We start from the raw sequence: 14,294 nt of genomic DNA, 5'->3' as shown, positions 1-14,294 counted from the left end.
GAGTCACCACGAAAGGACCTGCGCGAATGACCACCACACCGCTCGCGGTCGAGGCCACCGGCCTCGTGAAGACCTTCGGGACGAACCGCGCAGTGGACGGTGTCGACCTCCGCGTGGAGGCCGGCACGGTCTACGGCGTGCTCGGCCCCAACGGCGCCGGCAAGACCACCACCATCTCGATGCTCGCGACGCTGCTCAAGGCGGACGCCGGCGAGGCCCGCATCTTCGGACGGGACGTCCGCCGTGAGGCGCAGGCCGTCCGCTCCCTCATCGGGGTGACCGGCCAGTACGCGAGCGTCGACGAGACGCTCAGCGCGACCGAGAACCTCGTCATCTTCTCGCGCCTGCTCGGCCTGGGCCGCGCCGAGTCGAAGCGGAAGGCCGCCGAGCTGCTCGAGCGCTTCGGGCTGACCGAGGCTGCGTCCCGTCCGTTGAAGAACTTCTCCGGGGGCATGCGTCGGCGTCTCGACCTCGCCGCGAGCCTCATCGCACAGCCGCCGCTGCTGTTCCTCGACGAGCCGACGACGGGTCTCGACCCCCGCACCCGCGCCCAGATGTGGGACACGATCCGGGAGCTCGTCGCGACCGGCTCCACCGTCCTGCTGACGACGCAGTACCTCGACGAGGCCGACCAGCTGGCCGACCGCATCGCCGTGATCGACCACGGCCGCGTCGTCGCCGAGGGCACGGGCGACGAGCTGAAGGCGTCGATCGGGTCGAGCTCGCTCCAGCTCCGGCTGGCCGACCCGTTCCGGCTCGACGCCGCCCGCACCATCGTGCGGAACAGCCTCGGCGTCGACGCGGTGGCCAGCCCCGAGGGCTCGCGCCTCACCGCGCCGATGTCCGACCCGGACCGCGTGACCGACCTGCTCGTGTCGTTCCGCGACGCCGGCATCTCCCTCGCCGAGATGAGCGTGCAGAAGCCCACGCTCGACGAAGTGTTCCTGACCATCACGGGTGCCCCGGCCACCACCGACGACGACACCACGCGCGAGCTCGAAGGGAGCATCGCATGACCACCATCGCCCCCACCCCCACCTCGGCGCCGCGGGTCGCCCCACGCCCCGGCATCGGCGGCTCCGGACTCGGCGCGACCGTCCGGCAGTCCTTCACGATGGCGTACCGCGGCCTGGTGAAGGTCCGTCGCACGCCCGAGCAGCTGTTCGACGTGACGCTCATGCCGATCGTCTTCACCGTGATGTTCACGTACATCTTCGGCGGCGCGATCGCCGGCGACGTGTCCAGCTACCTGCCCGTCATCATCCCCGGCATCCTCGTGCAGACGAACATCACGTCCTCGATCGTCACCGGCGTCCAGCTCCGCGAGGACATGGACAAGGGCGTGTTCGACCGCTTCAAGTCCCTGCCGATCGCCCGCATCGCGCCGCTCGCCGGTGCGTTGCTCGCCGACACGGTCCGGTACGCGATCGCCACCGCCATCACGTTCACGGTCGGCATCATCATGGGCCTCCGTCCCGAGGGCGGTGCCGCGGCGGTCGTGCTGGCCGGCGTGCTCGTGATCGTCGTCGCCTGGTCGATCAGCTGGATCTTCGCCTACTTCGGCGTGATCGCCCGCACCGCGTCGAGCGTCTCGGGCATCGCCAACCTGGTGCTCTTCCCGCTGACGTTCCTGTCGAACGCGTTCGTCCCCACGGACACCCTGCCCGGCTGGCTGCGCTGGTTCACCGAGGTCAACCCGATCTCGCACCTCATCACCGCCGTCCGCGAGCTGATCAACCACGGCGCCGTCACCGGTGACCTCTGGATCAGCCTGCTCGGTGCCGCCGTGGTGGTCGCCGTGTTCGCGCCGCTGACGGTCCGCGCCTACATGCGGAAGGCGTAGCGGAGGTCCTCCAGCAGCGTCCTCGCCCGCGCGACGGCCTCGGTCCGGTCCCATCCGGTCGAGGCCGTCTCGGCGTCCGCGACGCGGGCCTCGCCGAGCGCGTCGACGAGGAGCGGTCGGAGCCGTCCGTGGGCGAGCACCGCGAAGTCCTGCCGGGTGCCGAACCGCATCGCGGCACCCCAGCACCGGGCCGCCTCGGCCGGACGGTCGCTGCGCGCCGCCGCGACCGCGAGTCCCGCCAGCGTCGTGCCGATGACGGGCAGGTCGAGCCACCACGGGTGGACGCGGATCATCACGAGTGCGGCCTTCCGGATGCGGCGAGCGACCGCGCGTTCGGCGGCCTGGAGGCGCGGTGCGGCTCCGTCGGGCGCGCCGAGCGCCGCCTCGTCGACCGCTGCGATCCGCGCCGCGCCCGCCATCACGGTCCAGTGCGGTGTCGCCTTCCGGTGCGGCAGCACCCAGTCCCACGCGGCCGTGTACTGCGCGGCAGCGGCATCGAGGTCGCCCTCGAACCGGAGGCACTCCGCGCCGATCGCGACCGCGAGCACGCCGATCTGGGAGCGGTCGCCGTCGAAGCCGCCGCGCCCCGCGACCGGTCGGTGCTGCAGCTCGGCGGCGATCGACCGGGCGGTGTCCACGGCGCCGGTCGCGGCCGAGCAGAGCCCGACGGTCCAGCCGATCTCGTACAGGTCGTCCTCGGCGCCGAAGCGCTCGAGCTGCTCACGGGCGCGGTCGGCGTTCGCGAGGGCGTCCGCGTACCGGCCGGTCTGGGCGAGGAGCTGCGTCATGGTGACGGCCACGGTGCCGATCGTCCACGCGTCGGCGGTGCGCTCCGCGAGCGTCTGCGCCCGGGTGGCGTACCGGAGGGCCGCCGCGAACTCGCCGTCGTTCTCGGCGAGGGGCGCGCTGAGCATGTTGGCGGTGCCGGCCACGCCCTCGTCGGGGTCGTCGCGGAGGCGCGCGAGGAGCGCGGTGCCCGCCGCCGGACGCCCGAGCGTCAGGAGCAGGGCCGCCTGTGCATCGAGCACCGGGAACCCCGTCGTCCCGACGCGGCGGAGGCGCCGGAGCGTGGAGATCGCCCACGCGGCGGTCCGGCGGTCGTCGAACGCCGAGGAGGCCCCGGCGACGACGAGCCCGACGTGCACCGCGGCGACGTCCTCGGGCGCGGGCGGACCCGAGCGCAGCACCGCGACCACGTCGGACGCGATCGCGGTGACCTCGCCGTGGGCACCCCGGAGCGTCCAGTAGGCCCCGAGGGCGGCGAAGACGTGCGCGGTCGCCGAGGCGTCGTCGGCGCGGAGGCTCCAGCGGAGCAGGGTCACGAGGTTGTCGGCCTCGCGCTGGACCTCGTGGAAGCGGTCGAGCTGCTCCGGGCCGGTGAGCGTGAAGAGGTTCCTGGCGGCGGCGAAGTCACGCCCCCAGTGGATCATCGCCGTATGCACGGCCTCGGTGGCACCACGTTCGTCGAGCCGTGCGGCCCCGAACTCGCGGACGGTCTCGAGCAGGCGGTAGCGGACCGGCTCCCCCTCGACCTCGACGAGCTGCACGAGGGACTGCTCGACGAGTTCGGCGAGGTCGTCGAGCGCGTCGTCCCGGCGGTCCGGCGCGGCCACGGCCTCGACGGCGTCGACCGCCAGGCCGTCCGGGAACAGTGCCAGGCGGGTCAGGAGGTCCTGCGCGCCCGCGTCGAGCAGGCGCCAGCTCCACTCGATGACCGCCAGGAGCGTACGGTGCCGCTCCGGGGCGCTGCGGTCGCCGCCGCGGAGCAGGGCGAACCGGTCGTCGAGCCGGCGCTCGATCTCGTCGACGCTCATCCCCCGGATCCGCGCCGCGGCGAGCTCGATCGCGAGCGGCGACCCGTCGAGCCGCGTACAGATGCGGCGGACGGTGTCCACGGGCAGCACGGCCCCGGGTCGGGCCGCCCGGGCGCGCTCGGTGAACAGCCGGACCGCGGCGCCGTCGGCCTCGACCGGGAGGGGCGCCAGGGGCGCCACGACCTCGCCGGCGATCGCGAGCGGTGCGCGCGAGGTCGTGAGGATCCGGAGGTCGGGGATGCTCGCGAGCAGGTCGGCGGCGAACCCGGCGACGTCGCCGACGAGGTGCTCGCAGTTGTCCAGGACGAGGACCGTCGGGGCTTCTCCGAGCGCCCGCCCCACACGCGCTCGCAGGTCGGCGACGACGACCTCCCGCAGCGCCCGGGCGGAGCGGAACTCGGCCACCCCGAGCAGGGCACCGAGCGCGGGGACGACGTCCTCGGCGGTGGCGATCGGTGCGAGCTCGAACACCACCACGCCGGTGGTCGGCGGCACACCGGCGGCGACCGCCTGCGCGAGGCGGGTCTTGCCGAGCCCACCCGCACCGAGGATCGTGACCAGCCGGTTGCGGGACAGGAGGTCCGTGACGGCGGCGAGGTCCTCGTGCCGCCCGACGAGCGTGTTCGGCGCGGCCCGCAGCCCGACCCGACGAGCACGACCGGAGTCGGCGGCGGACCGGCGGAGCAGGTCGGCGTTCAGCCGCACCAGGTCGGCCGAGGGGTCCGCGCCGAGCTCGTCGGCGAGGCGGTCGCGGTGCGTCGCGAACGCGGCGAGCGCCTCGGCGTTCCGGCCGGCGGCGACCAGCGCGCGCATGCACCCGGCGACGGCGACCTCGTCGAACGGGTTCGCCTCGGACTCGGCGAGCCACAGCGCTGCCGCTTCGGCCGCGTCCCCGCGGTCGAGGAGGAGTTCGCCCAGCCGGCGTCGGAGCGCACGGCGGGCAGTGGCCGCGCGGTCGGCAAGCGCGGCGCCGAGGTCCCCGTCGACGTCCGCGCCGGGGTCGCCCCGCCAGCCGTCGAGTGCTGCCCGGACCACCGCGACGTCCTCGCTGGCAGCCGCGCGCTCGGCGGCCGTCAGGTCGACCGAGCCGGGGTCGACCCCGAGTGCGTACCCGGTGCTGGTCGACACGACGACGCCGTCGGCCGTGCTGCGCCGGAGCCGGGAGACGAGGGTCTGCAGCGCTGCACGGGCGCCGCGCGGCTGGTCGTCGCCCCAGAGCTCGTCGATGAGCGCCTCGGTCGTCACGGCGTGTCCGCGCGCGAGCACCAGCGCGACGAGGAACCCGCGTGCCAGAGCCCCGGGCACCGCGGTCGCGCGCCCCTGCTGGTCCTCGACCTCGACCGGCCCGAGGACGGCGACGCGAGAGTGGACGGGCACGTCCCGAGTCTAGGTCGAGCGTCGAGGGTCAGCCGCGGGCGCTCCGGAAGGCGGACGGCCCCGTGCGGGTGTCGAGGTCGTTCGTCGCCCGGCGCTCGGACTCCACGATGCCGCGCATCGCCACGAGTGCGGCGGACGTGACCGCGACGTGCGACGGGTTCTCGCGCGACGCGTCCAGCGCCCGCTCGACCTCGGCGATCGCGTCGTCGCCCGCCTCTTCGGGGCACTCGCCGCGGACCATGCACGCGAGCTCGCGGAGGGCCTTCGCGAGCGGCTCGGCGAACTCGGGGTCCGGTCGCCCGAGCCCCTCCGACACCGGACCCGACCGGGCGACGAGCTCGGTGAGGTCCGTCGTGTACCAGGCGACCCGCTCGAGGGCACGGAAGCGGGCACCGTCCTGCTCGAGCCGTGCCCGGGACCCACGGAGTGCTCCGCGCGGGTTCAGCCGCCGGCTCTCGTGCGCGATCGACACCCGGGAGCGGACGTCGGCGATGGCACGGTCCAGCCGGTCCTGCTGCCGATCCCACGCCTTCTCGTCCCGCTCGCCCTCCTCGAGGACCGCCGCGAGCCCGTCCAGGTGGTCCGCGAGGACCCCGTTCACGGCGTCGATCCGGTGCTCGGCGTCCCAGAAGCGGAGGGGCGGGAAGACGAGGAAGTTCACCAGGAGGCCCACCACGACACCGACGGCCATCTGCACGAGGTACCCGAGCGAGTACCCCTCGGCGTGGGCGCCTCCGACGAGCAGGACGAAGAGCGCGGCAGTCGACACCCAGGAGCTGCCCTCGCCGAGGACGCGGAACCCGCCGACGAGGACGCCGATGCCGACCGCCAGCGCGATCGCCAGGAAGCCCGGGTCTCCGACCCACATCGTGAACCCGGCGATGACGATGCCGAGCGCGATGCCGACGAGCGTCTGGACCCCACTCCGGATGCCGGCGAACACCGTCGTCTGCATCGCCACGACGGCGCCGAGCGGTGCGTAGTACGGGTACTCCGCCGCGACCCCGGGCATGTGTCGCGCGATGAACCACGCGAGGACCGCCGCGACGGCGGCCTTCGCGGCGTGGAGCAGGCGCGGTTGCGTCCCGGAGGTCCGGCTCCACCGCCAGACCCGGGTCCCCACACCCGCGATGTGCTCGAACTGCATCGGTCCCTCTCGTCGTGTCGGCCGGTCACGATACGGTGCCGCGCCTGTGAGACGGAGCGGGTCCGCGTTCTGCGGCTCTGCCGCCTGTGGGCCAGGAGGAACGGGGCGGGCCCGCACCGCGCCTCCAGGCCGCCGTCCGGTCACCCCCAGGACACGACGAAGCCCCCGCAACGCGTGTTGCGGGGGCTTCGTCGTGGTGGGGCTGTGACTACTTGTCGTCCGACTTCTCGGCGGCGTCGGCCTCGACCTCGGCAGCTGCCTCGGTCTCGGTCTCCTCGGCGACGGGAGCGGACTCCTCGGTGGTCTCGGTCTCCTCGACCGGGGCCTCGTCGGTGGTGTCCTCGGCGGCGGGCTCCTCGACCGGAGCAGCAGCGGCCGGGGCCGCGTCGCGCTTGACCGGGGCCGGCGTGCTCGACACCGGCTCGAGGACGAGCTCGATCGACGCGAGGGGAGCGTTGTCGCCCTTGCGGAAACCGAGCTTCGTGATGCGGGTGTAGCCGCCCTGACGGTCCTCGACCTGCGGGGCGATCTCGGTGAACAGCGTGTGCACGACGGACTTGTCGCGCAGGATGCTGATCACGCGACGACGCGCGTGCAGGTCGCCACGCTTCGCGAACGTGATGAGACGCTCGGCGACGGGACGGAGGCGCTTGGCCTTCGTCTCGGTGGTCGTGATGCGACCGTGCGTGAAGAGGGCGTTGGCGAGGTTGCTCAGGAGCAGGCGCTCGTGGGCGGGGCCGCCACCGAGGCGGGGGCCCTTGGTGGGCTTCGGCATGTCAGTTCTCCAGTGGTGAAAGTGTTGCGCGCTGCGTCAGCGGCGCGCGTGCGCGTCAGCGCGAGGTCAGTTGTTGGACTCGTCCTCGTCGTACCCGCTGTAGAAGTGGGCGCCGTCGAATCCGGGGACGGTGTCCTTGAGGGACAGGCCGAGCTCGGTGAGCTTGTCCTTGACCTCGTCCACCGACTTCTGACCGAAGTTGCGGATGTTCATGAGCTGCGTCTCCGACAGGGCGACGAGCTCGGACACCGTGTTGATGCCCTCCCGCTTGAGGCAGTTGTAGCTGCGGACCGACAGGTCCAGGTCCTCGATCGGGGTCTGCAGCTCGTTCGAGAGCACGGCGTCGACCGGCGCGGGGCCGATCTCGATGCCCTCGGCCGCGGTGTTGAGCTCGCGGGCGAGCCCGAACAGTTCGACGAGCGTCCGACCCGCCGACGCGATGGCGTCGCGCGGCGTGATGGCCGGCTTCGACTCGACGTCGACGACCAGGCGGTCGAAGTCTGTGCGCTCACCGGCACGCGTCGCCTCGACGCGGTAGGTGACCTTGAGGACCGGCGAGTAGATCGAGTCGATCGGGATCTGACCGGCCTCGCTGAACTCCGAACGGTTCTGCGTCGCCGAGACGTAGCCACGGCCACGCTCGATCGTCAGCTCGAGCTCGAAGCGCGCGGTGTCGTTCAGGGTCGCGATGACGAGGTCCGGGTTGTGGATCTCGACGCCGGCCGGAGCGGAGATGTCCGCTGCGGTGACCTGACCGGCACCCTGCTTGCGCAGGTACGCCGTGATCGGCTCGTCGTGCTCGCTGGAGACGACCAGGCTCTTGATGTTGAGGATGATCTCGGTGACGTCTTCCTTGACACCGGGAACGGTGCTGAACTCGTGGAGGACGCCGTCGATGCGGATGCTGGTGACAGCCGCGCCGGGGATCGAGGAGAGGAGCGTGCGGCGCAGCGAGTTGCCGAGGGTGTAACCGAAGCCCGGCTCGAGCGGCTCGATGACGAAGCGCGAGCGGAACTCGGAGATCGTCTCCTCGGTCAGGGTGGGGCGCTGTGCAATGAGCACTGTGGGATTCCTTTCGGCGGAGTGTCCGCTATATGACACTCGGCGGTACGACGGGGCCGACCGGGCCCCGACGGGTCTGTTGAGTTGTGATCACGCGCACGCGCTTGCCAGGACGGCACGGCCTGCGCGATCGAACGACCAGGAATGGCCGCGGGCCCTGCTCGCCCCCGTCAGGGGACGAGCAGGGTGCGGCCGGTTGCTCCTCGCGTCAGACGCGACGGCGCTTGGGCGGGCGGCACCCGTTGTGCGCCTGCGGCGTGACGTCGTTGATCGAACCCACCTCGAGGCCAGCGGCCTGGAGCGAGCGGATCGCGGTCTCGCGGCCCGAACCCGGACCCTTCACGAAGACGTCGACCTTCTTGACGCCGTGCTCCTGCGCCTGACGCGCAGCGGACTCGGCGGCGAGCTGCGCCGCGAACGGCGTCGACTTGCGCGAACCCTTGAAGCCCACGGCACCCGAGGACGCCCAGCTGAGGACGGCACCCGACGGGTCGGTGATGCTGACGATCGTGTTGTTGAACGTGCTCTTGATGTGGGCCTGGCCCACGGCGACGTTCTTCTTCTCCTTGCGGCGCGGCTTGCGCGCGGCAGTCTTGGGGGTAGCCATCGGGGTCTCCTATCGAGCCTTCTTCTTGCCTGCCACGGTGCGCTTCGGTCCCTTGCGGGTACGCGCGTTGGTCTTGGTGCGCTGACCGCGCACCGGGAGACCACGACGGTGGCGAAGACCCTCGTAGCTACCGATCTCGACCTTGCGGCGGATGTCGGCTGCGACCTCACGGCGGAGGTCACCCTCCACCTTGAAGTTGCCCTCGATGAAGTCACGGAGGGCGACGAGCTGGTCGTCGGTCAGGTCCTTGACGCGGATGTCACCGGAGATACCGGTCTCGGCGAGTGCCTGGACCGCGCGGGTACGGCCGACGCCGTAGATGTACGTGAGTGCGATCTCCACGCGCTTCTCGCGCGGGATGTCGACGCCTGCTAGACGTGCCATGTGATGGCTGCTCCTGTTGTCGATGGAGGTGTGGAGCAGTACCGGTGCTCGGGCCTCCGACCCGAGGTGTCCCCGCTCGCGCGGATCTTGGTACTGCGTTCGATGTTGAGTTGTGGATCCTGCTCGCAGCCGCCCGAGGGCGATCGCGTCAGGCAGCCGGGACTAGCCCTGGCGCTGCTTGTGACGCGGGTTGCTCTTGCAGATCACCATGACGCGGCCCTTGCGGCGAATGACACGGCAGTGCTCGCAGATGGGCTTGACGCTGGGGTTGACCTTCATTGTTCTTTCCTCGTGCTCGCTGGCTTCGTGCTCGGCAGGGTTGCCGGGCCGTTCCTTTCCAGCTCGCGGATCACTTGTAGCGGTAGACGATCCGGCCGCGGGTCAGGTCGTACGGGCTCAGCTCCACGATCACGCGGTCCTCGGGGAGGATGCGGATGTAGTGCTGGCGCATCTTCCCGGAGATGTGCGCAAGGACCTTGTGTCCGTTGGTCAGCTCAACGCGGAACATCGCGTTGGGCAGAGCTTCGAGCACCGAGCCCTCGATCTCGATGACGCCGTCTTTCTTGGCCATAGCCTCACTGTCGCTTGGTTGGATTACCGGTGTGATCCCCGAGCCGGTCTGCGGGTCGGGCGCCACGCCCAATGGGCATGACACACCAAAGATCGATCCTATGTGGTAAACCCAGGATTGCCAAGTGGAGACGGCGAAGTCCCCACGTCTGGGGCTTCACAGCGCTGTCTGAGCGTTCCACAGTGGTTTGACGGCGCGCTCCGGGGTCCCGTTGGTCACCGGCCCCTAGCGTGGCCGTCGCCCCCGCCCGTGCAGACCGCGCCGCACGGACCACCGAACGGAGACCACGTGCACGACGCCACCCGACGCCCGTTCGCCCGCCACGGCCGCCTCCCGCGCCGCCGCGGATGGGGCACGCTCGCGTCGATCGTGGCGTCCACCCTCGCCGTCGTCCTCGTGAGCGGGACGAGCGTCGCCGCCATCGCGGGTGCGCAGCTCGCCACGGCGCCGAGGACGGTCAAGCTCAGCACGGACGACCAGAGCACCGCGCAGACGGCCGACATCACGGCCATCAAGGGCGGTGCGAACATCCTGCTCATCGGCAGCGACACCCGCATCGGGCAGTTCGACTCGGACGAGGACGTCGAGGGCGCCCGCAACGACGTCACGATGCTGATCCACATCTCGCAGGACCACACCCAGCTGACCGCGGTGAGCTTCCCGCGCGACCTCATGGTGCCGATCCCGGCGTGCACGAACCCCGAGAGCGGGACCACGTACCCGGCGGCCACGTCCGCGCAGTTCAACACGGCCCTCGGGAACGGCGGGGTCTCGTGCGTCGTCGACACCGTCGAGAACCTCACCGGCCTGAGCATCCCGTACGCCGGGCTCATCACGTTCGACGGCGTCATCGAGATGTCGAACGCCCTCGGCGGCGTGGACGTGTGCGTCGCGGACCCGATCAACGACTCCTACACGAACCTGCACCTGACGGCCGGCTCGCACAAGCTCGAGGGCACGGACGCGCTCGCGTTCCTCCGCACCCGGCACGGTGTCGGCGACGGGAGCGACCTCGCGCGCATCAGCTCGCAGCAGGTGTTCCTGTCGGCCCTGCTGCGCAAGGTCACCTCGGACGGGACGCTCTCGAACCCGATCACGCTCTACAAGCTCGCCGGCGCCGCGCTGTCGAACATGACGCTGTCCGACGGCCTCGCCCAGGCGCGCACGCTCGTCGGACTGGCCGGGGCCCTGCGCGGGATGAGCACGGCGAACATGCTGTTCGTGCAGTACCCGGTCGCGGACGACCCCGAGGACAGCGCGCGCGTGATCGTCGACCAGGACGCCGCCCACACCCTCAACGTCGCGCTGCAGAACGACCAGAAGACCTCGCTGAGCGACTCGAGCACGGGGCGCGCGTCGGAGGAGTCCTCCGGCTCGAGCGGGACGGCGACCGCTGCTCCGTCCACGGGGACCTCGACCGGGACGTCGTCGGCCGGTGGGTCCTCGGCCGGGACGTCCTCGGGTACCGCGGCCGGCAGCGGCACCGGCACGGCGTCCGGATCGGCGTCCGGCACCGCCACGAGCGCCGCGACCGGTTCGGCGACGCCGCTGCCCTCGTCGATCACCGGACAGAGCGCGTCCGAGGAGACCTGCTCAGTCGGCAACGACTGAGGCCGGCGCGCTGCGCCCGTCGCCCGGTGCCCGTTGCGCGTCGCGCGCGGGTGCGCACCCTGACGACGAGTGCACGTGTTCCACACGGTGCAGACGTCGTGGACGTGCGCAGGTTCGGACCGGAGGCGCGTGGCGGGGCCGCACCGCGCCTCCTGGCCGTCCGACAGGACCGGACGCGAGGGCGCTCACGCGCCGGGTCAGGCAGTCCCACCTGCGGGAGACGCGACCGACGGGAGGCGCGCCCTACGGGATCGGGACCGGCGTCACACCCAGCGGGGCCAGGCCCGCGGCGCCGCCGTCGGCCGCCGTCAGCACCCAGATGCCGTCGGCGTGCACCGCGATGCTGTGCTCCCAGTGCGCGGCGTCGGAACCGTCGAGCGTGCGGACGGTCCACTCGTCGTCGTCCGTCGAGCTGTCGATCGTGCCGGCCGTGACCATCGGCTCGATCGCGACCACGAGCCCGGGCTTGATCGCCGGACCGGCGCCACGGACGCGGTAGTTGAAGACGGGCGGGTCCTCGTGCATCGAGCGGCCGATGCCGTGGCCGGTGTAGTCCTCGACGATGCCCCATGCGCCGGTCTCGTCGATGGCGTCCTCGATGACGGCACCGACCTCGTGCAGGTGCTTCGCGTGCGCGAGCGCCGCGATGCCGTGCCAGAGCGCACGCTCGGTGGTGTCCGAGAGCGTCTGCCGGGCCGCACTGACACCGGCGTCGCCACCCGGGACGACGACCGTGAAGGCACTGTCACCGTTCCAGCCGTCGACCTCGGCACCGGCGTCGACCGACACGACGTCACCGGGCTGAATCACACGCTCCCCCGGGATCCCGTGCACGATCTCGTCGTTCACCGACACGCAGAGCGTGTGCCGGTAGCCCGGGACGAGCTGGAAGTTCGGGATGCCGCCGCCGTCACGGATGACCCGCTCGGCGATGGCGTCGAGCTCGCCCGTGGTGATGCCCGGACGGATCGCGTCGCGCACCGCCGCCAGTGCGTCGTGGGTCAGCAGACCCGGACGCACCATGGCGCGGAGCTCGTCCGGCGTCTTGTAGATCGAGGGCTTGCGGAACCGCACCACGCTGGCGTCAGACGCCCGCGGTCAGCCCACGCGAGGACAGCGCGGCCTGGATCCGATCGCCGACCTCGTCGATGCCACCGAGGCCGTCGACGTCGACGACGAGCCCACGCTCGCCGTACGCCGCCACGATCGGAGCGGTCTGCTCGGTGTAGACCTGCTGCCGACGACGGATGGTCTCCTCGTTGTCGTCGCTGCGGCCCTGTTCCTCGGCGCGCTTCAGGAGGCGGCCGACGAGCTCGTCCTGGTCGGCGACGAGCTGCACGACCGCGTCGATGCCGGTGCCCTGCTCGGCGAGGAGCGCGTCGAGGTACTCGACCTGCCCGACCGTGCGGGGGTAGCCGTCGAGCAGGAAGCCGTTCTCGGCGTCGGCCTCGTGCAGGCGCGACTTCACGAGCTCGTTCGTGAGCGAGTCGGGGACGTAGTCGCCCGCGTCCATGATCGCCTTCGCCTGGACGCCGAGCGGGGTGCCCTCTGCGACGTTCTTGCGGAAGATGTCACCCGTCGAGACGGCGGGGATCCCGAACGCGTCGGCGATGCGACCGGCCTGGGTGCCCTTCCCGGCTCCGGGAGGTCCGACGATGATGAGACGTGCGCTCAACGGAGAAGCCCTTCGTAGTGACGCTGCTGCAGCTGCGAGTCGATCTGCTTCACGGTCTCGAGGCCGACACCCACGATGATGAGGATGCTCGCGCCGCCGAACGGGAAGTTCTGGTTCGCACCGAAGAACGCCAGCGCCGCCAGCGGGATCAGGGCGATGAGACCGAGGTACAGGGAGCCGGGCAACGTCACCCGGGTGAGAACGTAGTCGAGGTACTCGGCCGTCGGACGACCGGCCCGGATGCCCGGGATGAAGCCGCCGTACTTCTTCATGTTGTCGGCGACCTCTTCGGGGTTGAAGGTGATCGCGACGTAGAAGTACGTGAATCCGACGATGAGCAGGAAGTACAGGACCATGTAGAACCAGTTGTCACCCGAGGTCAGGTTGTTCTGGATCCAGGTCACCCACGCCGCCGGCTCGCTGCCGTCGGAGGGCTGGTTGAACTGCGCGACCAGGGCCGGCAGGTACAGCAGCGACGAGGCGAAGATGACGGGCACGACGCCGGCCATGTTCACCTTGATCGGGATGTACGTGTTGTTGCCGCCGTAGGTGCGGCGACCGACCATGCGCTTGGCGTACTGCACGGGGATGCGCCGCTGCGACTGCTCGACGAACACGACGGCCATCATGATGACCAGGCCGACGAGGATGACGAACAGGAACAGCTCGAAGCCGTTCGACTGCTCGATCGCCCAGAGCGCCGAGGGGAACTGCGCCGCGATGGACGTGAAGATGAGGAGCGACATGCCGTTGCCGATGCCGCGCTCGGTGACGAGCTCGCCCATCCACATGATGAGTCCGGTACCGGCGGTCAGGGTGACGACCATGAGCATGATCGCGTACCAGCTGTCGTTCGAGATGATCGACGAGCAGGAGGCCGAGGCGTTGGTGCCGAACAGGGCGCCGGAGCGGGCGACCGTGATCAGGGTGGTGGACTGCAGCACGCCGAGCGCGATGGTGAGGTAGCGCGTGTACTGCGTCAGCTTCGCCTGACCGGACTGCCCCTCCTTGTAGAGGGCGTCGAAGTGCGGGATGACCACGCGGAGCAGCTGCACGATGATCGACGACGTGATGTACGGCATGATGCCGAGCGCGAAGACCGAGAGCTTCAGCAGCGCGCCGCCGGAGAAGAGGTTGATCAGGTCGTACAGACCCTGCTGCGACGAAGCGCTGGCGAGACAGGTCTGCACGGATGCGTAGTCGACGAACGGCGCGGGGATGTACGACCCCAGGCGGAACAGCGCGATGATCGCGAGGGTGAAGCCGATCTTCTTGCGAAGATCTGGGGTGCGCATGATGCGCGCGACCGCTCTGAACACGAGGACTCCGAACTTCTGGGACCGGCGGCCCGTCGAGGGCCGTCACCGGTGTGGTCGGCAGGACCGACCTGGCCGGCGGACGCCGACCACTGTCAAGGAAACCGTAACG

14 protein-coding genes are annotated in these 14,294 nt (G+C 71.0%); 3 read left to right on the top strand and 11 right to left on the bottom strand.

Features of this window, described 5'->3' with window-relative positions:
• The first annotated feature begins 26 nt into the window (after positions 1-26).
• Complete coding sequence (locus J2X60_RS04185) at positions 27-1,016, top strand: ATP-binding cassette domain-containing protein (RefSeq protein ID WP_309886580.1); 990 nt, start codon at positions 27-29, stop codon at positions 1,014-1,016.
• Positions 1,013-1,843 carry an ABC transporter permease gene (locus J2X60_RS04180; protein ID WP_092385277.1) on the top strand — a complete coding sequence of 277 codons (831 nt, stop codon included), beginning with the start codon at positions 1,013-1,015 and terminating at the stop codon, positions 1,841-1,843. The genes J2X60_RS04185 and J2X60_RS04180 overlap by 4 nt, the downstream gene beginning before the upstream one ends.
• Here J2X60_RS04180 and J2X60_RS04175 read toward each other — a convergent pair.
• From J2X60_RS04175 to infA, 8 genes are all read right to left on the bottom strand, one after another.
• Positions 1,825-5,034 carry a BTAD domain-containing putative transcriptional regulator gene (locus J2X60_RS04175; protein ID WP_309886579.1) on the bottom strand — a complete coding sequence of 1,070 codons (3,210 nt, stop codon included), beginning with the start codon at positions 5,032-5,034 and terminating at the stop codon, positions 1,825-1,827. The genes J2X60_RS04180 and J2X60_RS04175 overlap by 19 nt on opposite strands.
• A gap of 28 nt (positions 5,035-5,062) precedes the next feature.
• Entirely contained in the window at positions 5,063-6,181 is a 1,119-nt protein-coding gene (locus tag J2X60_RS04170; protein ID WP_309886578.1) for an aromatic acid exporter family protein, read from the bottom strand.
• Between the two features lie 208 nt (positions 6,182-6,389).
• Positions 6,390-6,956: a 50S ribosomal protein L17 gene (gene rplQ / locus J2X60_RS04165; RefSeq protein WP_070417691.1), complete on the bottom strand. Its 567-nt coding sequence runs from the start codon at positions 6,954-6,956 to the stop codon at positions 6,390-6,392.
• A 66-nt stretch (positions 6,957-7,022) separates the two neighbouring features.
• Positions 7,023-8,018 carry a DNA-directed RNA polymerase subunit alpha gene (locus tag J2X60_RS04160; RefSeq protein ID WP_022906362.1) on the bottom strand — a complete coding sequence of 332 codons (996 nt, stop codon included), beginning with the start codon at positions 8,016-8,018 and terminating at the stop codon, positions 7,023-7,025.
• Positions 8,019-8,226: 208 nt separating this feature from the next.
• Complete coding sequence (gene rpsK / locus J2X60_RS04155) at positions 8,227-8,625, bottom strand: 30S ribosomal protein S11 (protein WP_017885507.1); 399 nt, start codon at positions 8,623-8,625, stop codon at positions 8,227-8,229.
• A gap of 9 nt (positions 8,626-8,634) precedes the next feature.
• A complete protein-coding gene (rpsM, locus tag J2X60_RS04150; protein ID WP_058728274.1) occupies positions 8,635-9,009 on the bottom strand; it encodes a 30S ribosomal protein S13 in 375 nt (124 codons plus the stop codon).
• Positions 9,010-9,171: 162 nt separating this feature from the next.
• Entirely contained in the window at positions 9,172-9,288 is a 117-nt protein-coding gene (gene rpmJ / locus J2X60_RS04145; protein ID WP_022903266.1) for a 50S ribosomal protein L36, read from the bottom strand.
• Positions 9,289-9,358: 70 nt separating this feature from the next.
• Positions 9,359-9,580: a translation initiation factor IF-1 gene (gene infA / locus J2X60_RS04140; RefSeq protein WP_017885509.1), complete on the bottom strand. Its 222-nt coding sequence runs from the start codon at positions 9,578-9,580 to the stop codon at positions 9,359-9,361.
• Positions 9,581-9,868: 288 nt separating this feature from the next.
• On the opposite strand from infA, the gene J2X60_RS04135 reads away from it, so the two are divergent.
• Positions 9,869-11,191 carry an LCP family protein gene (locus J2X60_RS04135; protein ID WP_309886577.1) on the top strand — a complete coding sequence of 441 codons (1,323 nt, stop codon included), beginning with the start codon at positions 9,869-9,871 and terminating at the stop codon, positions 11,189-11,191.
• 243 nt (positions 11,192-11,434) lie between these two features.
• Here J2X60_RS04135 and map read toward each other — a convergent pair whose 3' ends face one another.
• From map to secY, 3 genes are all read right to left on the bottom strand, one after another.
• A complete protein-coding gene (gene map, locus J2X60_RS04130) occupies positions 11,435-12,214 on the bottom strand; it encodes a type I methionyl aminopeptidase (RefSeq protein WP_396127776.1) in 780 nt (259 codons plus the stop codon).
• Positions 12,215-12,275: 61 nt separating this feature from the next.
• Positions 12,276-12,866 carry an adenylate kinase gene (locus J2X60_RS04125; protein ID WP_070417689.1) on the bottom strand — a complete coding sequence of 197 codons (591 nt, stop codon included), beginning with the start codon at positions 12,864-12,866 and terminating at the stop codon, positions 12,276-12,278.
• Positions 12,863-14,185 carry a preprotein translocase subunit SecY gene (gene secY, locus J2X60_RS04120; RefSeq protein WP_022906357.1) on the bottom strand — a complete coding sequence of 441 codons (1,323 nt, stop codon included), beginning with the start codon at positions 14,183-14,185 and terminating at the stop codon, positions 12,863-12,865. The genes J2X60_RS04125 and secY overlap by 4 nt, the downstream gene beginning before the upstream one ends.
• Positions 14,186-14,294: the final 109 nt, after the last annotated feature.

Origin of the sequence: Curtobacterium sp. 320, from assembly GCF_031455235.1 — a bacterium.
Taxonomy (GTDB): domain Bacteria; phylum Actinomycetota; class Actinomycetes; order Actinomycetales; family Microbacteriaceae; genus Curtobacterium.
Note: the sequence above shows the minus strand (reverse complement) of the source record. Positions and strands in the feature narration are given on the sequence as shown.

Excerpts from the sequence above, each read along its gene's own strand:
- J2X60_RS04185 (WP_309886580.1), top strand. The coding sequence starts at position 27 with ATGACCACCACACCGCTCGCGGTCGAGGCCACCGGCCTCGTGAAGACC.
- J2X60_RS04180 (WP_092385277.1), top strand. The coding sequence starts at position 1,013 with ATGACCACCATCGCCCCCACCCCCACCTCGGCGCCGCGGGTCGCCCCA.
- J2X60_RS04170 (WP_309886578.1), bottom strand. The coding sequence starts at position 6,181 with ATGCAGTTCGAGCACATCGCGGGTGTGGGGACCCGGGTCTGGCGGTGG.
- rplQ (WP_070417691.1), bottom strand. The coding sequence starts at position 6,956 with ATGCCGAAGCCCACCAAGGGCCCCCGCCTCGGTGGCGGCCCCGCCCAC.
- rpsK (WP_017885507.1), bottom strand. The coding sequence starts at position 8,625 with ATGGCTACCCCCAAGACTGCCGCGCGCAAGCCGCGCCGCAAGGAGAAG.
- rpsM (WP_058728274.1), bottom strand. The coding sequence starts at position 9,009 with ATGGCACGTCTAGCAGGCGTCGACATCCCGCGCGAGAAGCGCGTGGAG.
- rpmJ (WP_022903266.1), bottom strand. The coding sequence starts at position 9,288 with ATGAAGGTCAACCCCAGCGTCAAGCCCATCTGCGAGCACTGCCGTGTC.
- infA (WP_017885509.1), bottom strand. The coding sequence starts at position 9,580 with ATGGCCAAGAAAGACGGCGTCATCGAGATCGAGGGCTCGGTGCTCGAA.
- map (WP_396127776.1), bottom strand. The coding sequence starts at position 12,214 with ATGGTGCGTCCGGGTCTGCTGACCCACGACGCACTGGCGGCGGTGCGC.